Annotated in this window: 16 protein-coding genes; 8 read left to right on the forward strand and 8 right to left on the reverse strand. The window is 74.6% G+C overall.

Annotation, left to right across the window (positions count from 1 at the left end; translation table 11 throughout):
• The first annotated feature begins 21 nt into the window (after window positions 1-21).
• Together COUCH_RS20700 and COUCH_RS20705 are read left to right on the forward strand one after the other, a co-directional pair.
• Window positions 22-954 (forward strand): FAD-dependent oxidoreductase, encoded by a 933-nt coding sequence (locus tag COUCH_RS20700; RefSeq protein ID WP_249606832.1) that lies wholly within the window; start codon window positions 22-24, stop codon window positions 952-954.
• 116 nt (window positions 955-1,070) lie between these two features.
• Entirely contained in the window at window positions 1,071-1,514 is a 444-nt protein-coding gene (locus tag COUCH_RS20705; RefSeq protein WP_249606833.1) for an iron chaperone, read from the forward strand.
• Window positions 1,515-1,525: 11 nt separating this feature from the next.
• Here COUCH_RS20705 and COUCH_RS20710 read toward each other — a convergent pair whose 3' ends face one another.
• From COUCH_RS20710 to COUCH_RS20725, 4 genes are all read right to left on the reverse strand, one after another.
• The gene (locus COUCH_RS20710) at window positions 1,526-2,611 is read right to left on the reverse strand and encodes a hypothetical protein (protein WP_249606834.1); all 1,086 of its coding nucleotides are present in this window, start codon (window positions 2,609-2,611) and stop codon (window positions 1,526-1,528) included.
• On the reverse strand, window positions 2,608-3,318 hold the full coding sequence (locus COUCH_RS20715) for a TIGR03943 family putative permease subunit (RefSeq protein WP_249606835.1): 711 nt from the start codon (window positions 3,316-3,318) through the stop codon (window positions 2,608-2,610). Before COUCH_RS20715 ends, COUCH_RS20710 begins: the two co-directional genes overlap by 4 nt.
• Window positions 3,315-4,316, reverse strand: a complete 1,002-nt coding sequence (locus tag COUCH_RS20720) for a permease (protein ID WP_430640989.1) — start codon at window positions 4,314-4,316, stop codon at window positions 3,315-3,317. Before COUCH_RS20720 ends, COUCH_RS20715 begins: the two co-directional genes overlap by 4 nt.
• Window positions 4,317-4,425: 109 nt before the next feature.
• Window positions 4,426-5,901: a GGDEF domain-containing protein gene (locus COUCH_RS20725; RefSeq protein WP_249606836.1), complete on the reverse strand. Its 1,476-nt coding sequence runs from the start codon at window positions 5,899-5,901 to the stop codon at window positions 4,426-4,428.
• Between the two features lie 112 nt (window positions 5,902-6,013).
• On the opposite strand from COUCH_RS20725, the gene COUCH_RS20730 reads away from it, so the two are divergent.
• The 3 genes from COUCH_RS20730 to COUCH_RS20740 all read left to right on the forward strand — a co-directional run bounded on the left by COUCH_RS20730 (window position 6,014) and on the right by COUCH_RS20740 (window position 8,586).
• Entirely contained in the window at window positions 6,014-7,186 is a 1,173-nt protein-coding gene (locus tag COUCH_RS20730; protein WP_249606837.1) for an acyl-CoA dehydrogenase family protein, read from the forward strand.
• Between the two features lie 35 nt (window positions 7,187-7,221).
• Complete coding sequence (locus COUCH_RS20735) at window positions 7,222-7,776, forward strand: cysteine hydrolase family protein (RefSeq protein ID WP_249606838.1); 555 nt, start codon at window positions 7,222-7,224, stop codon at window positions 7,774-7,776.
• Window positions 7,777-8,076: 300 nt separating this feature from the next.
• Window positions 8,077-8,586, forward strand: a complete 510-nt coding sequence (locus COUCH_RS20740) for an FBP domain-containing protein (RefSeq protein WP_249606839.1) — start codon at window positions 8,077-8,079, stop codon at window positions 8,584-8,586.
• A gap of 206 nt (window positions 8,587-8,792) precedes the next feature.
• On the opposite strand, the gene COUCH_RS20745 is transcribed toward COUCH_RS20740, so the two are convergent.
• Window positions 8,793-9,656 carry a class I SAM-dependent methyltransferase gene (locus COUCH_RS20745; RefSeq protein WP_275979948.1) on the reverse strand — a complete coding sequence of 288 codons (864 nt, stop codon included), beginning with the start codon at window positions 9,654-9,656 and terminating at the stop codon, window positions 8,793-8,795.
• Window positions 9,657-9,873: 217 nt separating this feature from the next.
• Here COUCH_RS20745 and COUCH_RS20750 point away from each other — a divergent pair, with 217 nt between their 5' ends.
• Window positions 9,874-10,608: a nucleotidyltransferase domain-containing protein gene (locus tag COUCH_RS20750; protein ID WP_249613767.1), complete on the forward strand. Its 735-nt coding sequence runs from the start codon at window positions 9,874-9,876 to the stop codon at window positions 10,606-10,608.
• Window positions 10,609-10,636: 28 nt separating this feature from the next.
• Here the strand turns inward: COUCH_RS20750 and COUCH_RS20755 are convergent, their stop codons facing one another.
• From COUCH_RS20755 to COUCH_RS20765, 3 genes are all read right to left on the reverse strand, one after another.
• Complete coding sequence (locus COUCH_RS20755) at window positions 10,637-13,639, reverse strand: putative bifunctional diguanylate cyclase/phosphodiesterase (protein ID WP_249606841.1); 3,003 nt, start codon at window positions 13,637-13,639, stop codon at window positions 10,637-10,639.
• A 90-nt stretch (window positions 13,640-13,729) separates the two neighbouring features.
• Window positions 13,730-14,776: a Gfo/Idh/MocA family protein gene (locus COUCH_RS20760; RefSeq protein ID WP_249606842.1), complete on the reverse strand. Its 1,047-nt coding sequence runs from the start codon at window positions 14,774-14,776 to the stop codon at window positions 13,730-13,732.
• A gap of 9 nt (window positions 14,777-14,785) precedes the next feature.
• Window positions 14,786-15,820, reverse strand: a complete 1,035-nt coding sequence (locus COUCH_RS20765; protein ID WP_249606843.1) for a LacI family DNA-binding transcriptional regulator — start codon at window positions 15,818-15,820, stop codon at window positions 14,786-14,788.
• A 107-nt stretch (window positions 15,821-15,927) separates the two neighbouring features.
• Between COUCH_RS20765 and COUCH_RS20770 the strand changes: the two genes are divergently transcribed.
• Window positions 15,928-17,841, forward strand: a complete 1,914-nt coding sequence (locus tag COUCH_RS20770; protein ID WP_249606844.1) for a discoidin domain-containing protein — start codon at window positions 15,928-15,930, stop codon at window positions 17,839-17,841.
• A gap of 60 nt (window positions 17,842-17,901) precedes the next feature.
• Complete coding sequence (locus COUCH_RS20775) at window positions 17,902-19,326, forward strand: MFS transporter (protein ID WP_249613768.1); 1,425 nt, start codon at window positions 17,902-17,904, stop codon at window positions 19,324-19,326.
• The last annotated feature ends 8 nt before the right edge of the window (window positions 19,327-19,334 follow it).

The following is a 19,334-nucleotide window of genomic DNA, read 5'->3' on the forward strand; positions in this document are numbered from 1 at the left end:
AGGTTGCAGGAGGATGACGGGATGACGGACGTCGTCGTGCTGGGCGGCGGGATCATCGGGCTGACGGCGGCGATGCGGCTGCGCGAGCGCGGGGCCGACGTGACGCTGTGGAGCCCCGCCGGGCCGCTGGACACCGTGTCGGCCGTCGCCGCGGCGGTCTGGTACCCGACCCGCACCGACTTCGACCCCCGGGTGCTGCGGTGGGCCGGGGCGACGTACGAGCACTTCCGGCGGGAGGCCCGCGACGGCGTACCCGGTGTCCTGCTGCGCCGGACCCGCAACCTGGAACGCGACGGGTCGACCGGCGAGCCGTGGTGGGCTCCGGCCGCCGGGCGGGTGACGTACCGGCCGGCCGCCGCGCCGTGGACCCGCGAGGTGCGCTTCGAGGCGCCCCTGGTCGAGATGGACGTCTACCTGCCCTGGCTGCGCGACCGCTTCGAGCGCGGCGGCGGGCGGGTCGTGCGGCGCGGCGCGCAGCGGCTGGAGGAGGCGCTCGCCGAGGCCCCGGTCGTGGTCAACGCCACCGGGCTGGCCGCCGGGGCGCTCTGCGGCGACCCCGCCGTCCACCCGGTCCGCGGGCAGATCGTCCTCGTCGCCAACCCCGGCCTCACGGTGTCCGTCCGCGATCAGGGCGAACCCGGCACGTACGTCCATCCGCGCACGCGCGACGTCGTGCTCGGCGGCACCTACGACGCCGGTGACCGGTCGGCCGCACCGGACCCGGCGACCCGCGAGGCGATCATCGCGCGGTGCGTGGCCCTGGTGCCGGAGCTCGCCGGCGCGGCGGTGGTGGGGGAGAAGGTGGGGCTGCGCCCGGCGCGCCACGGCGGCCCGCGGGTCGAGGCGGAGCGGCGTCCGGAGGGGACGGTGGTGCACGCGTACGGCCACGGCGGCGCCGGCATGACGCTGTGCTGGGGCTGCGCGGACGAGGTCGCCGGGCTGGCCGGCGCCTGACCGTACCCGTCCCGGCAGTCTGATCGATTTCGAGAAGCGCCGGCATCGGTGCGCTCCTAGTCTTCCCCTCGAGGCCGGTGACGTGCCGGGCCGCCGACAGCGAGGGGTGACGGATCATGTCCGAGAACGAGGAGCGCACCGACGGCTTCAGCGCCGAGGAACGCGCGGCGATGAAGGAGCGCGCCGCGGAGCTGCGCGCCGAGGGCAAGAAAGGCGCGAAGAAGGCCGACGGCCTCCAGCAGGTCCTGGACCGGATCGCGCAGCTGCCGCCGGAGGACCGCGCCCTCGCCGAGCGCGTCCACCTCGCGGTGACCAAGGCCGCCCCGGACCTGACGCCCAAGACGTGGTACGGAATGCCCGCCTACACGAACGCGGACGGCAAGATCGTGGTCTTCTTCCAGGACGCCGCCAAGTTCAAGTACCGGTACGCGACCCTGGGCTTCCAGGACGCGGCCAACCTCGACGACGGTGACCTGTGGCCGGTGGTGTACGCCCTGCGCACCTGGAACGACGACGTGGAGAAGAAGGTCGTCGAGCTGATCCGCGCCGCGGTCTCCTGACCGGTGGGGGGCTAGACCGTCCGCAGGTCCAGGGTGTGCCAGACCAGCGAGTCCTGGTCGCCCGTCGCCCACCACAGGATCCCGTTTCGGGCGAACGCTCCCGCCGACGCCGCGCTGACGTCGACCGTGCGGTCGGTCGTCAGGTCGTGCACGAGCAGGCCCTCCGTACCGGTCAGGTCCGAAGTCGGCGCCGCCTCCGAGAGGATCTCGAAGCGGTCGAGGATGGCGACGTCGGTGATGGCCGCGCTCGCCGTGCTGCCGGCGATGCGGCGGCGGGCGGTGCCGTCCGGGCGCATGGCGTCGATACGGGCCAGGCCGCCCGTGGTCATCACCAGGACGCGGCACCAGGACGGGACACAGGTGCTCAACTCCGTGCCGGTGGTCTCGATGCGCAGCTCGCGGTTGTCCGTGAGCGACCGGAGCGCCCTCGTGCCGGTCTGGTCGCCGGGGCCGTCGGTCAGCCACGGCCAGGCCGACAACGCCCAGGTGCCGGGCTCCCGGCGTACCGTCACGGCCCCGCCGGAGAGGGCGACCGACCGGATCTCCGTGACCTTCCGGTCCTGGGCCGCGGCGACCCACCACGCGCGCCCGTCGGCGACCACCAGGTCCCACTGGGAGCCGTAGAAGACCGGGTCGCCGGTGTCGCGGGTCAGGCGGCGGACGCCCTCGCCGCCGGTCGTGGCGGTCCACACTTCGGCCCGGCCGCCGTTCACCGACTCCGTCCACACCAGGTCGTCGCCGGACACCGCCATCGTGGCGAACTCCGGGCGGGCCGACAGCGGGCGGCGGCGCAGCTCGCGGATCGAGCCGTCGGCGGCGCGCAGCACGAGCCGTTCGTGGGTGCCCTCCGGGCTCGCCGCCGTGCCGACGCTGGTGCGCGCGTCGAGGAAGGCCAGCGGGTGGTAGATCGGCCCGTCCGGCACGTTGCCGGGCAGCTCGGCACGCTGCGCGTCCGGCCAGGCCGCGGCGAGGCCCACCCGGGCCGGGGGCGCGGGCTCGTCGCCGGTCATCGGGTACGCCACCAGCGCGCCGCCCGCCACCAGGGCGACGAGCAGCCCGGCGCCACCGGCGAGGCGCGCCCGTCTCCGCGCGGTCACTCGTACTGCTGCTTCGGCGGGGTGACCTCCTGCCAGCCGGTCACCTGCAGGTACGGCACGTCGGCGTCGTTCACCGGATCCTTGCCGACCCGGTTCGTGTACGCCCCCACGACCTGCACCCAGGTGTCCGGGGCGACGGCCGACGGGCCGGCGCCGGTCAGCCCCACCTTGATCGGGCGGCCGTCGGCGGCGCAGCAGGACAGCACCATGCGCGCCAGCATCGGCTCGCCGTCCGGCCCCGGCGTGACGAAACCGGTGAGCCGCAGCGTGCGGCCGGTGAGGCTGCGCCCCTGGTCGAAGACCGCGCGGGACGCGTAGTCCAGCAGCCCCACGTCGACCGGGTCGCCGGCGGGCAGCGGGGGATAGTCGGAGGCGGAATTCTGCGCGGTGAGCACGCTGCCGGCCTGGCCCGCCGCGTACGAGCCCAGCGCGGGCGGGGCGACGAGCAGCAGGCCGAGCACGGGCAGGATGAGCAGCCAGCCGATCCGTGGCTCGTGGTGGTGCTCGTGCGCGTGGGAAGTGGTGCGGCGGGAGCGCAGCTCGTACCAGAGGGTCATGACCGCGGCCGCGACCAGCAGCGCGCCGGCGCCGATCAGGAAGGGCTGCAGGCCCGCCTTCACGTACCGCAGGTACAGGTCGCCGAGGCTGGCCTTGAGCACCGCCCCGCCGAGCAGCAGCATGACGACGGCCTGGGCCTGCCGGTTCACAGCAGCACCGCCCCGACGCCGGTGCCGACCACGATCGCCGCGACCAGCGTGGCCGGGGCGAAGCGGACCGCGAAGCGGCGGCCGAACACGCCGGCCTGCATGCTGATCAGCTTGAGGTCCACCGTCGGGCCCACCACCAGGAACACCAGCCGCGACGTCAGCGAGAACTGCGACAGCGACGCCGCGACGAACGCGTCGGCCTCGCTGCAGATGGACAACAGGACGGCGAGGATCGCCAGCGCCAGCACCGACAGCGCGGCGTTGCCCGCGAGGCTGCTCAGCCAGCGTTCGGGGACCACGACGTTGATGGTCGCGGCGGCCGCCGCCCCGACCACGAGGAAGCCGCCGGCGTGCATGAGGTCGTGCCGCACGGCCGCCCAGAACGCGTTGCCGCGGCTCAGGCCGTCGAGGTCCGGCCGGTGCGGCAGCTTGATCCACTCGGTGCGGCCCAGCCGCAGCCAGAGCCACCCCATCGCGACCGCCACCACCAGGCTGGCCACGCCGCGCGCCACCGCCATCATCGGCCGGCCGGGGAACGCCACCACCGTCGCGGTCAGCACGATCGGGTTGATCGCGGGCGCGGCCAGCAGGAAGGCCAGGGCCGCCGCCGGCGTCACGCCGCGGCGGATCAACGACCCCGCGATGGGTACGCTGCCGCACTCGCAGCCGGGCAGCACCACGCCGGCCAGCCCGGCCGCCGGCACGGCCAGCGCGGGATGCCGCGGCAGCGCCCGCGCCCAGAACGAGCGCGGCACGAACACGGCGATCACCGCGGACAGCACCACCCCGAACACGAGGAACGGGACCGCCTGCACCAGCACCGACACGAAGACGGTGGTCCAGGTCTGCAGGCGGGCGTCCGAGATCAGCGACGCGAGCGGGTTGCGGAAGACCACCAGCAGCACCAGCAGGACCGCGAGCAGCTCCACGGAGCCGAACCGGCGGCCGCCGCCGGCGTCGTGCCCGCCGGGCCCGCCGGCGGCAGGCGGCCGCTCGATCTCGTCGATTGCTCGCAAGGGGACACTCCGGGCACGGTCGGGGGTCGGGCGGGCCCCACCCTACCCGGTCACGAGCCGCCGGCGCCCCCCGCGACTCGGTACCGCGGACCTATGCTGAGCTGCGCATATGCACGTACGTCCGGGGCTTCGCCGGGACGATGCGATTCCGGCCACCGTCCTTGGCCTCGTACAGGGCGGCGTCGGCGCGCTCGATGAGCTGGTCGGACGTCTCGACGCCGTCCCAGGCCGCGACGCCGGCCGAGAACGTCTGCCCCAGCGGCGTGGCGGCCAGGGCCCGTTGCAGCACCGCCAGCGCCGCGGTCGCGTCCGTGCCCGGCAGCAGCACGGTGAACTCCTCGCCGCCGAACCGCGCGATCGTGTCGACCGTCCGCAGCGCCCCGTGCCAGGCCGCGCTGGCCTCCTTCAGCAACCGGTCGCCGGCCGGGTGCCCGTAGCTGTCGTTGAACTGCTTGAACCGGTCGAGGTCGAGGACGGCCACGCACACCGGCGCGCCGTCACGCCGGGAGTGTTCCAGCGCGCGGGGCAGCTCGTCGTTCCAGGCCCGCCGGTTCGGCAGACCGGTCAGCTCGTCGGTGCGCGACAGCTCCCGTACCTGGCGGGACTGCTGCTCGACCTGCCGGACCAGCTGGGCCATCCGGGTGACGACCAGCAGGAACAGCGCCGTGGAGCCGACCACGATCGCCGGGCCGTCCTTGACCTGGCCCGAGGCCAGCTGAGCGGCCAGGATCGCCGGGGCGATCAGCGACGCGCCGGTGAGCGCGAGCAGCTGGATGCGGCTCAGCCGCGGCGGCCGCGGCGCCACCGGACGGCCCATGTCCCGCGCGTCGGCGTGCAGCGCCGCCACTCCCACCAGGGCGAACGCGGTCAGGAACATCATGTCGATGCAGCGGCGGAACCACTGGATCTCCTCCAGGTGCCACCCGACGTCGCCGAGGTTGCCGAGCACCACCCAGGTGGTGTCGCCGGCGAGGAACCCGCCCAGCGCGCCGGCGATCCACCAGAACGACGCGCCCCGGACACCGCCGGACCGCAGCAGCCGGGTGAGCATCGCCAGCAGCAGCAGATCCCCGATCGGGTACGCGACCTGCACGCTGCGGCCGAACAGCGACAGACCCGCCTCGGTGGCCGCCGGCTCGATGACGTACACCCAGGCGAGCAGGCCCAGGCCGGTGGTGATCGTGGTGGCGTCGACCATGGCGGTCCAGTTGCGCCCCGGCTCCCGGCGCCGGATCAGCACCGCCAGCCCGGCCGCGCACGCGGGGTAGAGCAGGAGGAAGAACGGGTCGGCCGGCGTCGGCAGGTCCTCCCAGCCGAGCACGGTGTCGACGTACATCGCGACGGCGATGCCGGTGGAGTTGGCGAAGATGCCCGCGCCGAAGCACCACCACGGCAGCCGGTCGCGGCGCGGCAGCCGCCGGGCGCCGACGACGACGGCGGCGGTGCCCGCCCAGCCCACGCCCACCTGCCAGCAGGTCACCCACACAGCGTCGTCGGGTATCAGCTGGTACCCGGCGATGACCACGGCCATCGCGATCGCGAAGGCCTTCCAGCTGCGTGCGTGCATGGGTCCTCGAATCCTGACGATGGGCGACCGTCTCAGGGAACCCGCCGCCGGGTGCCGTACGGGTGCGGCCGCGGTGCGGCGGGGGAGCAGACTCCATCCCTAAGATCGGCCCGTGACCATCGACTCGCACGCCGCCGCCGTGTCCGCCGCCCGGGAGCTCGCCGACGTCCTGGCGCCGGGCGTCGTCCAGCGCGACCGGGACGGCGCTGCGCGCGTACCCGTGGAGGCGCTGGCGGCCCTCGACGGCTCGGGCCTGCTCGCCGTCACCGTCCCGGCCGCCGACGGCGGCCCGGGTCTCGGCCCCGTCACCCTCGCGGAGGTCACCCGCACGATCGCCGCGGTCGACCCCGCCATCGCCCAGGTGCCGCAGGCGCACTACCTGCTCGTCGACGTCCTGGCCGTGCACGGCGACGACAGGACCAGGTCCGTGCTGTACGCCGAGGTGCGAGCCGGCCGGCGCATCGGCAACGCCCTGGCCGAGCGGGGCGGCACGCACGCCCAGGACCTGACGACCCGGCTGTCGGCGGGCCGGCTGACCGGCCGCAAGTACTACACGACCGGCGCCCTGACCTCGGCCTGGATCGCGGTCAGCGCCCTCGACGACACCGGGCGGCTGGTGCTGGCCTTCGTGCCCCGCGACGCGCCGGGCGTCACCGTCGGCACGGACTGGGACGTGATCGGCCAGCGCGCCACCATCAGCGGGACCGCCACGTTCGACGAGGTCCCGGTCCCGCACGTGCTGGACTACGCGGGCGCGTACGAGGTCCCGCAGCAGCTCGGGGCCCGCGCCCAGCTCGTGCACGCCGCGATCGAGGTGGGCATCGCCGGGGGAGCGCTGCGTGACGCCCGGGCGTACCTGCGCGAGAAGGCGCGGCCGTCCACCGAGGCCGTCCGGGCGGGAGCGGCCACCGCCGCGGACGACCCCCACGTGCTGCACCGCTACGGCCGGATCGCCACCCGCGTCCGGGCCGCCGAGGCGCTGCTCGCGGATGCGGCGCGCACCCTGGACGAGGCCGGCCTGATCCCGGCGTCGGCGCAGGAGGCCGCCCGTGGATCCCTCGCCGTCGCGGCGGCCAAGGCGTTCGGCAGCGAGGTCGCGCTCGAGGCGGCGTCCGAGCTGTTCCAGATGTGCGGCACCAGCTCGGCGGCGGCCAAGTACGACCTGGACCGGCACTGGCGCAACGCCCGTACCCACAGCGTCCACGACCCGCTCGACTGGAAGTACCACCACCTCGGCGCGTACGAGCTGGCCGACGTGCAGCCGCCGAACCACGGGCAACTGTAGATTTCTTGTCGGAGGGTGGGTCTACGGTTCGCTCCATGAGCACACTGGAGAACCGGCCCGCGACCGCGCTCCTCGTGATCGACGTGCAGAACGCGATCGTCGAGGGGACGTACGAACGCGACGCCGTGGTGGCCACCATCGCGGGCCTCGTCGGCAAGGCCCGCGCGGAGGACGTCCCGGTCGTCTGGGTCCAGCACAACAGCGACCACCTGCCCCGCGGCAGCGACGGCTGGCACATCGTCCCGGAGCTGAGCCGGGCACCGGCCGAGCCCCTGGTCGAGAAGACGTACGCCGACTCCTTCGAGGAGACCACCCTCGAACAGACCCTGCGCGGTCTGGGCGCCGGACGCCTGTTCCTGTGCGGCGCCCAGACCGACGAGTGCATCCGATCGACCCTGCACGGCGCGATCGCCCGCGGCTACGACGCGATCCTGGTCAGCGACGCCCACACCACGGAGGACCAGAGCCCCTGGGGCGCCCCGACGCCGGACAAGGTGGTCGCGCACACCAACCTGTACTGGTCCAACCACCGGGCGCCGGGCCGGACGGCGGGGACGGTGGAGGCGAAGAACGTCGCCTTCAGGGAGTGAATCCGGGACCATCCTGACGCCTCATCCGGGTCGTCTCGGATGTTGCACGCGCCCGGCCGCCGCCTTCACCGTCGGGCACCCGCTGCCGTCGATGGTGCTCCTGGCGGTCGGCCCGTCCCGGCGGCTGAGCTGGACGCGCCGCACCACCGCCAGGCCGGTCGCGGCGTTGCCGGCCGTGCCCTTGCCGGCCTGCCCTTGCCGGCCGTGCGCTGGCTGGCCGTGCGCTTGCGGGGCGTGGACGGCGCCGCGGCGGGTGCAAAATCGGCTGACCGGTGCCGCCGGCTCGCCTACCTTCGCCGGGTGGAACCCCTCGATGAACGCGCGATCCGCGGCTCCTTCGTCAACTGCAGCAAGGGTGAGGCGTCCCGGATCCGCATGCCCGCGGGCTTCGCCGACGGCGGCGTGCCGTGGGACGACCTCGACTTCCTCGGCTGGACCGACCCCGGCGCCCCCCAGCGGGCGCTGCTCGTCGTCCCCGGCGACCCCGGCCCGACCGGTCTGGTCCTGCGCCGGCCCGAGGCGGTGCGCTCCACCGCGATGCGCTCGAGCATGTGCCGGGTCTGCCTGACCGACCACGCGGCCTCGGGCGTGGCGCTGTTCGTCGCCCCGCTCGCCGGTCCGGCCGGCCGCCGCGGCAACACGGTCGGCGAATACCTGTGCGCGGACCTGGCCTGCCCGCTGTACCTGCGCGGCCGGCGGCAGCCCAAGTTGCGGCTGGTCCGGCGCGAGGAGACGCTGTCACTGGCGGAACGCATCGACCGGGCGATGACCAACCTGGCGGCCTTCACCGCGCGCGTCCTCGCCGGCTGACCCGCCGGGCGTCGGCCGCGTCGGCCGCCCAGCTCGCCGCATCGGCCGCCCAGCTCGCCGCGACGGCCGCGTCGGCCGCCCAGCTCGCAGCGCCGGGCATCGGCCGCGCAGCACGGCCGCGCCCGGCTGCCGGTCGCACCGCCCGGCTGCCGGGCACAGGGCCCATCGCTCGGCCGGCGGGCTTCGAGTGCGGCGGGCGGCGCTTCTCAGGTCCGGTCGGCGACCGCGACCCGCCCGTGCTGCAGTGACCGCCGGTGCCGGATCGGCGAGCCGACTTCCTCCGCGACCTCCAGCAGGTGCACGTCCGTGGCGACGCCGAAGCCGTGCCGTCCGAGCAGGTCCGCCATCGCTTCCGGCGTCCACGTGGAGCGCCACGGTTCGCGGGCCCAGACGCTGCGCCGGCCGGCCGAGGCCGTGAGTGCACGGGACACGAGCCGGCCCAGGGTCGCCGACGGCATGGGCCGCTGGTAGTTCACGACGAGGCGGCTGCCCGGCGCCGAGCACCCCGCGACCTGCTCGACCGTCGCCGCGACCTGCTCCGGCGTCAGGTACGGCACCACGCCCTCCCAGACCCAGGTGGTCGGCAGGTCCGTACGGTGCCCGGCCGCTGCCAGCGCCGTCCCCAGCGGGTCGTGTCCCAGGTTGACCGCCACGTAGGCCGGCGGCCGGCCGGGCAGGTCCGCGGCGCGGTCACGTTTGTCCTGCTGGGAGGCCGGGTGGTCGACCTCGAACACGGTGAGCTCCGGCATCCGCCACGCCCGGCCGTCGAGCCCGGCGCCGAGGATCACCACCTGCGGGTGGGCGGCCGCGCGGACGGCGTCGTCGATGGCGACCGTGCGCGGGACGATCATCTCGGCGTGGGCGCGTACCGTCTCGAAGTCGAGCCGTTGCGGCCACGGCCGGGGTGCGGCGTCGTCGCGTACCCATCGGACGGGTTCGCGTTCGGCGGGCCGCAGCAGCGCCATGGCGGCCGGGTCGGCGAAGCGGTCCGGCGCCAACCGGCCGTCCGCGGCCGCCCGTCCCTGGCACACCCCGACCGCCGTGCGGCTGGCCCGCAGAGTCCCGGTCATCGCGGCCCCCGCCCCGAAAGGCCCCGGACCGTCCCGGTCCTCGCGCCGGGAGCACCCGGACCGCCGCCGGGCCGGTCGGATGGTCGCGGCCCGGTCCCGGAGGAGCCGGCCTGCACAATGTCCGTCATCGAGTCCCCCGAAATCCGTCGCTCGCACCGACGGTAGTGCCCGGCGCAGGGGCACACCTCTGACATCTGTCACCAATAGACTGCGCCGCATGGCGGTCGGCGTACCCGTGGTCGAGGAGTTCGGCGAGCAGCTCGCAGCGCTCGGCTGGGTGACCGATCTGCTGGTCGCCGGGTCGCTGGCAACCGGCGACCACGTGCCCGGCGTGAGCGACCTGGACCTGGTCGCGCTGACCGGCGGGCCGGTCGGCCCGGACCGGCGGCGTGAGCTGGTCGCTCTGCACCGCCGGCTCGACAGCGGTGCCGCATCGGGCCTCCAGCTGGGCTGCGTGTACGTCGACAGCGCCCGCCGGGCCGATCCCGCGCTGCCGCACCCGACGTGGACGCACGGGCTGTTGGTGCAGCGCATCCTGTCCGGGGTCACCCGCGCCGAGCTGGTGCGCCACGGGTACGCCGTGTTCGGTCGCGCGCCCGGCGAGGTGCTGCCGCCGATGAGCGACGACGACGTCCGGGACGCCGCCCGCGCCGAGCTGACCGGTTATTGGGCGTGGGCCGCGCGCCGGCCGTGGTTGTGGCTGGATCCGGGGCTCGCCGACCTCGGCCTGACGTCGATGGCCCGGGGCCGGCATGCGCTGGAGCACGGCGACCTGCTGACGAAGAGCGCGGCCGTCGAGCGGATCGACGCGCCGGCGTGGCTGGTGGCGCAGGTGCGGGCCCGGCGCCGCGGCCAGGACGTCGCCTCGCCGCGGCTGCGGACCGCGGTGATCGCCTGGCGGGACGCCCGCCGGACGGTGCGGCGGGCGACCGGCAGGCCGGTGCGGACCTGAGCGCGGGCCCGGACGACGCCGCGCCCGATCAGGCGGCGAGGGCGGATCCGGCCAGGGCGGGCACCTCGGCCGGCCAGACCGGCTTGGAGAACAGGTAGCCCTGGCCGTAGGGGCAGCCCATGCCGGCGAGCATGGCGCGCTGGGCCGGGTCCTCGATGCCCTCGGCGACCACGGTGAGGTCGAGGTGGCGGGCCAGCGTGACGATCGCGTCGACCAGCGCGCGCTGGCGGCCGCTGGCGAGGATGTCGTCGATGAAGGACTTGTCGATCTTCAGGACGTCGACGGGGATCTGCCGCAGGTAGCTCAGCGACGAGTATCCGGTGCCGAAGTCGTCGATCGCGATCCGGACGCCCAGCGCCCGCAGCGTCGCCAGGTCGGCGCAGACCTGGTCGGCGTCGCGCAGCACCAGGCTCTCGGTGATCTCCAGCAGCAGCCATCCCGGTTCTGCGCCGCTCTCGGCCAGGGCCGCGCGGACGCGGTCGACGAAGCCGGGCTGGCGGAACTGCCGCGCCGAGACGTTGACGCTGACGTAGCGGGGGGACGACTCCGGTGCCGTGGCGCGCCATTCGGCGATCTGGCGCAGCGATTCGCGCAGCACCCATTCGCCCAGGCCGACGATCGCGCCGCTCTCCTCCGCGAGATCGATGAAATGGTACGGGCTCAGCAGCCCGCGCTCCGGGTGCTGCCACCGCACCAGCGACTCGACGCCGACGACGTCACGGGTGTGCACGTCCACGATGGGCTGGTACTGCAGCACGAACTGGCGGCCGTCGATCGCCTCGAGCAGCGAGGTGCGCAGCGCGAGCCGCTCCATCATCGCGGTGTGCAGGTCGCTGCGGTACCGCTGCCAGGTGCCCTTGCCGGCGCCCTTGGCGAGGTACAGCGCGAGGTCGGCGTGGCGCAGCAGCTCGGTGGGGCTGCCCGCGTCGGCGCTGGTGGCGACGCCGACGCTGGCCGCGCCGCCGACCACGTGGGTGCCGCCGAGGCCGTCGCTGATCTCGAACGGTTCGGCGAGCACGGCGACGATGCGCTCGGCGGTCTGCTCGGCCGCCGCGGCGTCGCCGGACTGGGCGACCAGGATGGCGAACTCGTCGCCGCCCATCCGGGCGGCCGTGTCGCCGGTCGCGACGGCCGCGGCGATGCGGTGCCCGACCGCGACCAGCAGCTGGTCGCCGACGGCGTGCCCGAGCGAGTCGTTGACCTCCTTGAAGTCGTCGAGGTCGACGAAGAGCACGCCGAGTTCGGCGCCGTCGCGGCAGGACCGGGTGAACGCCTCGTCCAGCCGGTTGCGGAACAGGGCGCGGTTCGCCAGCCCGGTGAGGCCGTCGTGGTACGCCTGGTGCGCCAGGTCGTTCTCCAGCCGGCGGCGCTCGGTCACGTCGCGCACGGTCAGCACGATGCCGCGTACGGTCGGGTCGTCGCGCAGGTCGCGCCCGGTGCACTCGACCTGCAGCAGCCGCCGGTCGGCGCACACGGCGGTGAGGTCCACGCCGTCGCCGAGGCCGGTGCGGGCCCGGTCGAGGGCGGCGGCGAGGCGGTCGTGGTGGGTGTCGGCGACGAGCCGGGTCAGCGGGGCGCCGGTGAGGTCGGTCCAGCCGAAGAGGGCGGCCGCGGACGGGCTGGCGTAGCGGATGCGCTCGTCGTCGCCGACGATGAGGATGACGTCGGCCGCGCTCTGGATGAGGGTCCGGAAGTACGCCTCGCCGTCGCGCCGGCTGATCTCGGTGGCCAGCGCGATGCGCTCCACGACCATCGCGACCTGCCCGAACAGGGCCTGCACGGCCGGGCGTACGGCGCGCAGCGTGCCGAGGGGTGCCTCGAGCCGCACGGCGCAGCGCTGCGGCGGGTTGCCCGGCAGCACCATCGCGGTGTGCAGCGCGTACGGGGTGTCGCCGCCGGCCGCGATGGTGACGCCCAGTTCGACGGTGGTGGCGTCGGGCATCGGCTCGGGCTCGCCGGTGCTGAGCGCGTACGGCCGCTCCGCGGGCATGATCATGGCGATGGCGTCGCGGACGGCGGCGAGCACGTCGTCGGGGGTGGCCGCCGCGGCGAGCGCGGAGGTGGCCCGGCGCAGGGCGTGCTCGCGTTCCTGGCCCTGGCGCTGTTCGGCGATGAGGCCGGCGACCCGGGCCATGACCAGCACGAACATCAGTGCGGAGCCGGCGGCGATGACGGGCGCGTCGGCGACGCCGCCCTGCAGGTACTGGGCGAGCAGCACGGCCGGGGCGATCAGGGCGGCGACCGTGAGCAGCGCGAGGTGCCGTCCGCCGGCGGGGATCGGCGCCGTGGCCGGGGTGCCGTCGTCGGTGAGCCTGGTCATCGAGGGGTGCAGCGCGGCCCAGCCGGCGGCGGCGTAGAAGACGATCCAGCCGAGGTCGACCGGGCCGCCGACGGCCCAGTTGCTGTCGAGGCGGGCCAGGCCGTAGACGACGTCGGAGAAGAGCACGCCGACGACGCTCAGCGACAGCAGGCCGAGGGCGGCGGGCTTGCGCCCGGGCGCGGTGAGCAGCCGCAGCAGGATCGCCAGCGCGAGCACATCACCCAGCGGGTACGCGACCGACACCGCCTTCTCGGCCAGCGTGAGATCGGTGGCCCGGGTGTACGGGGCGATGAGGTACACCCACGACAGCAGCCCGAGGCTGACCGTGGGCACGAGGGCGTCGAGCAGCGCGGCGCGGTTCGCCTCGCCGGAGCGGGCCCGGATGAAGATCGCCAGGCCGCCCGCGAGCAGCGGGTAGACGAGCAGGTAGAGCACGTCGGAGGGGCCGGGGAAGGGTGCGGGCAGGTTCAGCGCGGTCTGCGTGTAGTAGATCGTGTCGCCGGCGACGAAGAACACCAGCGCGACGGCGATGAGGTACCACGGCAGGCGCTGGGCGGGCCGGTGGACGCGGACGCCGAGAGCCACGGCGGCGGCGCCGGAGAGCCCGATCGCGCTCCACGAGAACACGTGCGAGCCGGGCCAGGCGTAGTACACCGCGGTGAGCGCGGCCATCCACGCGGCGAAGCCCGCGCGAGCGTATCGCGTCGTCATGCGGGCTCCGTCCGGACGGTGGGGCGCTGTCCTCTCCGGGATCGGCACGCGGGCGGTGCTTCTGAACCGGGACGCCGGACGGCAACCGGTTTACGCCCAGGCTTCCACCTGCGTGGTCACCGTACGGTCGGTGTCGGCGGCCTCCTCGGCGGCGAGCGCGACGAGGTGGTCCTGGGCGCCGTCGGCCAGCGGGTACGGCGCCGGCCCGGCGCCGCGGACCCACGTGGCGGTGGCGTCGAGCAGGGTGCCGATGGCGATCTCCTCGTCCATCCAGCGCCGGCCCGGGTACGGGTTGCGGTAGAGCACCTCGCCGCCGAACGTGATCGTGTCGGTGTCGAAGCCGTCCAGGTCGAGGTCGTATCCGGTCTGCCGGCGTACCAGCGGCGTCCGCACGATCGTGCGCGGGCCGGTGAGCCGGACCACCTCGTCGTCGCGCAGCTCGCCGTGGCTCCCGCGCACCAGCAGGCGGCGGAACCGCAGCTGGTTGTGCCACTGGTTGTCGGTGAAGTCGTAGAGCCCGGACAGCCCGTCGCCGAAGTCCATGGTGGCGATGATCGTGGTCGCCGGCTTCGGGTCGGTGTCCTCGGTCCAGCCGTCACGGGTGAGCGGGTCGACCAGGGGCGCGGTGGTGCGGGTGGCGCGTACCGTCACCGGCCCGCGCCCGGCGCCGAGCAGGCCGCGCATGAGCGAGACCGCGTGGTACATGTGCGTCGACGACACCTGCACCTGGCTGGGCGTGCCGATGAGCCCGCGGCGCACCGCCTCGGCCCGGGCGGCGTGCGAGGGCACCAGCAGGTACTGCTCGGCGATCTGCACGAGCCCGGACTCGCCGACGTCGGCCCAGAGCCGGCGCAGCCCGCCGGCGTCGGGCGCGGGCGGCGTCTCGGCCAGCACCGGCAGGCCGCGCTCGACCGCCTCGGTGATGACGCCGGGGTTGGCGTCCCAGGACACGGCGGTGACGATGAAGTCCGGCCGGGCCTGCTCGACGCACTCGGCCAGCGAGCCGTAGGTGGCCACCGGCAGGGACCGGGGGCTGCGGACGACCGTGCCGACGCAGTCGACGGCGTCGAGTCCTTCCGCGACACGCCAGAACAGCTCCGCGCGCCATCCGGCGCCCACCGTTGCGAAGGAGGTCACGGCCGCACCCTACCGGGTGGGTACGCCCGCGGTGGAGTCCCGCACGACCAGCTCGGTGGCCAGCTCCACGTGCAGGGCCTGCACCCGGTGCCGGTCGAGGACGCGCACGAGCAGCGATACCGCCATCCGGCCGAGCTCGGCGAGCGGCTGGCGCACCGTGGTGAGCTGCGGGCTGGTGGCGCGGCTGAGGTCGATGTCGTCGTACCCGGCGATGGACAGGTCGTGCGGGACCCGCAGCCCGCGTTCGGCCGCGGCTTGCAGCGCCCCGATCGCGATCTTGTCGTTGAAGCCGATGATCGCGGTCGGCGGGTCGGTGAGGTCGAGCAGCTCGCCGGCCGCGCGGCGGCCCCACGCCATTGTCGGCTCCACGTGCCGGACCAGGCCGGGCGCGGCCAGCACCCCGGCGTCGGCGAGCGCGGCGGCGTGCCCGGCGAGGCGCGCGTCGCTGGCCAGCCACTCGTCCGGCCCGGCGATCACGCCGATGCGGCGGTGGCCCAGCCCGGTCAGGTGGGCGGTGAGCGCGCGGGCCCCGGCGGCGTGGGCGGCGGAGACGGCGAGCGTGTCCCGCGGCGGCGGCACCCGCGGGTCCACCACGACGAACGGGAACTGCCGCGCGCGCAGGGCGGCCAGCTCCTCGGCGGGCTCGGGTGGGAGGATCAGCACGGCCCCGGCGATGCCGGGCCGGTTCGGCAGCCGGGTCAGCACGTGCGCCTCCTGGGCGGCCTCGCCGGCGTTGAGCAGGACCGTACGCCCGTGCAGCTCGAGCGTCTCGGCGACCGAGGAGACGATGACGCCGAAGTAGTCGGTCAGCAGGTACGGGCAGCGGACGAACACGGGCCCGGTGGCGGCCCGGGCGGCGGCGCGCGGGCGGGGACCCGCGGCGCCCAGCCGTTCGAGCGCCTGCTCGACCAGCTCCCGGGTCTCCGGGGCGACGTTGCCGCGCCCGTTGAGCACCCGCGACACGGTGGCGATCGACACGCCGGTGGCGGCGGCGACCTCCCGGACGGTGCCCCCGCCCCGACTTGTTACATCGCCTTGTTTCATACGTGGCAGCGTACTGCCACCCGGCAGGGGTTGACAGGACGGTTTCACGCTTGTTTCCTGACCGGGCCATCGATACCTGTTGTTTCATATTGTTACAGAGGAGTGCCATGAGGCGGCGTGCGTTCGGCGCGGCGGTCACCGCCGCAATCCTGCTGCTCTCGGCCGGGCCCGCCCAGGCCCACCGGGAGCCCGCACCCCAGGCGAGGGTCTGGGTCACCACCCCCGACCGGGCCGAGCAGCTGCACGAGCGGGCGCCGGTCTCCTTCACCCGCGGCGGCAGCGACCTGACGACGATCACGGTCGACCCGGGCACCCGCTACCAGAGCATGGACGGCTTCGGCGCCTCGCTGACCGACTCGGCCGCCAGCGTGCTGTACCGGCTGGACCCGGCCGCCCGCGACGCCGCGATGCGCTCGCTGTTCGACCCGCGGCAGGGCATCGGCGTCAGCTTCCTGCGCCAGCCGGTCGGCTCGTCCGACTTCACCGCCGCGCCGCAGCACTACACGTACGACGACGTGCCCGCCGGGCAGACCGACCTCGCCCTGCGGCACTTCAGCATCGCCCACGACGAGGCGCAGATCCTGCCCCTGCTGCGCCGCGCCCGGCAGCTCAACCCCCAGCTCACGATCATGGGTACGCCGTGGAGCCCGCCGGCGTGGATGAAGACCAGCGACTCGCTCATGGGCGGCCACCTCAAGGACGACCCGGCGATCTACGACGCGTACGCCCGCTACCTGGTCAAGTACGTCCAGGCGTACGCGCGGGCCGGCGTGCCGATCGACTACCTGACCGTGCAGAACGAACCGCAGAACCGCCACGACGGCGGGTACCCCGGCACGGCCATGCCGGTCCCGCAGGAGGCCAAGGTCATCGAGGCGCTCGGGCCGCTGCTGCGCCGGGCCAGCCCCCGGACGAGGATCCTCGGGTACGACCACAACTGGACCACGCACCCCGGGGACGTCGCGACCACGCCGCCCGGTGAGGACCCGGAGACCGACTACCCGTACCGGCTGCTCGCCTCCCCGGCCGGCAAGTGGCTGGCGGGCACGGCGTACCACTGCTACTCCGGCGACCCCAGCGACATGACGAAGCTGCACGAGGCGTACCCGGGCAAGGGCATCTGGTTCACCGAGTGCTCCGGCTCGCACGGGGAGAACGACACCCCGGAGCAGATCTTCCGCGGGACGCTGACCTGGCACGCCCGTACGCTCGCCATCGGCACCACGCGCAACTGGGCGAAGTCGGTCATCAACTGGAACATCGCGCTGGACAGCACGGGCGGCCCGCACCTCGGCGGCTGCGGCACCTGCACCGGCCTGCTCACCCTGCAGGCCGACGGCAGCGTCACCCGCGACGCCGAGTACTTCACCATCGGGCACCTGGCGAAGTTCGTCCGTCCCGGCGCCGTCCGCATCGCCAGCACGTCGTTCGGCACGGTCGGCTGGAACGGGCAGATCATGGACGTGGCGCTCCGCAACCCCGACGGCTCCACCGCGCTCGTGGTGCACAACGAGAACGACAACCCGCGCTCGTTCGCGGTCGCGGTCGGGGGCCACTCCTTCGAGTACACGCTGCCCGGCGGTGCCCTGGCCACGTTCGTGTGGCCGCGCGGCTCCCTCGGCACCGGCGCGGACCGGCTGATCACGTCCGGCGACGCCACCGCGACCGCGTCGCCGGCCGGTGAGAACCCGGCCGCGGCCGTCGACGGCGACGCCTCGACCCGCTGGTCCAGCGGTGCCGCCCAGCAGCCCGGCCAGTACCTGCAGGCCGACTTCGGTACGCAGCAGTGGTTCCGCAAGGTCGCGATCGACAGCGGCGACAACCTCGGCGACTACGCCCGCGCCTGGACGCTGAGCGCCAGCACCGACGGCACCCGCTGGCGCACCCTGGCCGACGGGACCGGCACCGGACAGCTCACCACCGTCGGGCTGCCGCTCACCCGGGCCCGCTACCTGCGGATCACCAACACCGGGACCAGCGGGAACTGGTGGAGCATCGCCGACCTGAGGCTGTACCGGTAGTCACGGTTTCCCACCGGCCCGTGCGGGAACCACGGGCCGGTGACCAGCCGTTGGAAAGCCATGACGGTGGCGCTCGTGGCGGGGTTCATGACCCTGCTCGACGTCAGCATCGTCAACGTCGCCCTGCCGTCGATCCGGGCCGACCTGGACCTGAGCCCGGGCGGCCTGCAGTGGGTGCTGTCCGGGTACGCGCTCACGTTCGGGCTGCTGCTCGTGCCCGCCGGCCGGTTCGGCGACGCCCGCGGCCGCCGCGACGTGTTCATCGCCGGCCTCGCGGTCTTCACCCTGGCCAGCGCCGCGGCCGGCCTAGCCAACGGCGCGCTGTGGCTGATCGTCGCCCGGCTCGTGCAGGGCGCCGCCGCCGGCGTGGTCAACCCGCAGGTGTCCGGCCTTGTCCAGCAGCTGTTCGAGCCGCGTGAGCGGGGCCGCCCGTTCGGCCTGCTGGGCGCCACGATCGGCATCTCCACGGCGGTCGGCCCGCTGCTCGGCGGTCTGCTCATCCAGCTGCTCGGCGCCGAGCAGGGCTGGCGCTGGATCTTCTTCATCAACGTGCCGATCGGCATCGCCGCCATCGTGCTCGGCCGCCTGTGGATCCCCGGCCGCAGCCGTGAGGACCAGGAACGCGAGAGCCTCGACCCGGCCGGCGTGGCCCTGCTCGGCGCCGGCGTCTTCCTCGTGCTGCTGCCGCTGGTGCAGGAGCGCGAATGGCAGGGGCCGGCCAAGTGGCTGCTGGTCGTCGCCGGCCTCGCGGTCCTCGGCGGATTCCTCGCCTGGGAACGCCGCTTCGCCCGCCGGAGCGGCACGCCGGTGATCGAGCTGGGGCTGTTCGGGCTGCGGTCGTACAGCCTCGGCGCGCTGATCGGCTTCTTCTACTTCGCCGGCTTCACGACGATCTTCTTCATCTACACGCTGTACCTGCAGAGCGGCCTGCGCTACAGCGCGCTGGCCGCGGGCGTGGCCATCACGCCGTTCGCCATCGGCTCGGCGGTGGCGGCGGCGCTCGGCGGCCGCGTGGTGAACCGCTTCGGCCGTCCCCTGGTCGCCCTGGGCCTGGCCCTGGTCGCCGCCGGCCTCATCGCGACCGTGGTGGCGCTGCACTTCGTGCCGGGCCACAACGCCGGCTGGGCGGCCGCGCTGCCGCTGCTCGTGGCCGGCCTCGGCAGCGGCCTGGTGATCAGTCCCAACCAGACGCTCACCCTCTCCGAGGTCCCGGTCCGCCGGGCCGGCAGCGCGGGCGCGGTCCTGCAGACCGGCCAGCGCATCGGCACGGCGCTGGGCATCGCGGTGGTCGGCGCGGTCTTCTTCAACCGCCTCGCCGCGAACGGTGGAAGCTGGTCGCTGGCCTTCCGTACGGCCCTGCTGGTCACGATCACCTTCGTGGTGGTGGCGCTGGCCGCCGCGCTCGCGGACGTCCGCGCCGCCCGCCGCGCCGACGCCGCCGGAGCCGCGGACAGCCCCGACCGGGAGACGGCCGGCGTGGGCTGAGCGCCGGG

The organism is Couchioplanes caeruleus (assembly GCF_023499255.1).
Lineage (GTDB): Bacteria > Actinomycetota > Actinomycetes > Mycobacteriales > Micromonosporaceae > Actinoplanes > Actinoplanes caeruleus_A.

Excerpts from the sequence above, each read along its gene's own strand:
- COUCH_RS20700 (WP_249606832.1), top strand. The coding sequence starts at position 22 with ATGACGGACGTCGTCGTGCTGGGCGGCGGGATCATCGGGCTGACGGCG.
- COUCH_RS20705 (WP_249606833.1), top strand. The coding sequence starts at position 1,071 with ATGTCCGAGAACGAGGAGCGCACCGACGGCTTCAGCGCCGAGGAACGC.
- COUCH_RS20725 (WP_249606836.1), bottom strand. The coding sequence starts at position 5,901 with ATGCACGCACGCAGCTGGAAGGCCTTCGCGATCGCGATGGCCGTGGTC.
- COUCH_RS20735 (WP_249606838.1), top strand. The coding sequence starts at position 7,222 with ATGAGCACACTGGAGAACCGGCCCGCGACCGCGCTCCTCGTGATCGAC.
- COUCH_RS20745 (WP_275979948.1), bottom strand. The coding sequence starts at position 9,656 with ATGACCGGGACTCTGCGGGCCAGCCGCACGGCGGTCGGGGTGTGCCAG.
- COUCH_RS20750 (WP_249613767.1), top strand. The coding sequence starts at position 9,874 with ATGGCGGTCGGCGTACCCGTGGTCGAGGAGTTCGGCGAGCAGCTCGCA.
- COUCH_RS20755 (WP_249606841.1), bottom strand. The coding sequence starts at position 13,639 with ATGACGACGCGATACGCTCGCGCGGGCTTCGCCGCGTGGATGGCCGCG.
- COUCH_RS20765 (WP_249606843.1), bottom strand. The coding sequence starts at position 15,820 with ATGAAACAAGGCGATGTAACAAGTCGGGGCGGGGGCACCGTCCGGGAG.
- COUCH_RS20770 (WP_249606844.1), top strand. The coding sequence starts at position 15,928 with ATGAGGCGGCGTGCGTTCGGCGCGGCGGTCACCGCCGCAATCCTGCTG.
- COUCH_RS20775 (WP_249613768.1), top strand. The coding sequence starts at position 17,902 with ATGACGGTGGCGCTCGTGGCGGGGTTCATGACCCTGCTCGACGTCAGC.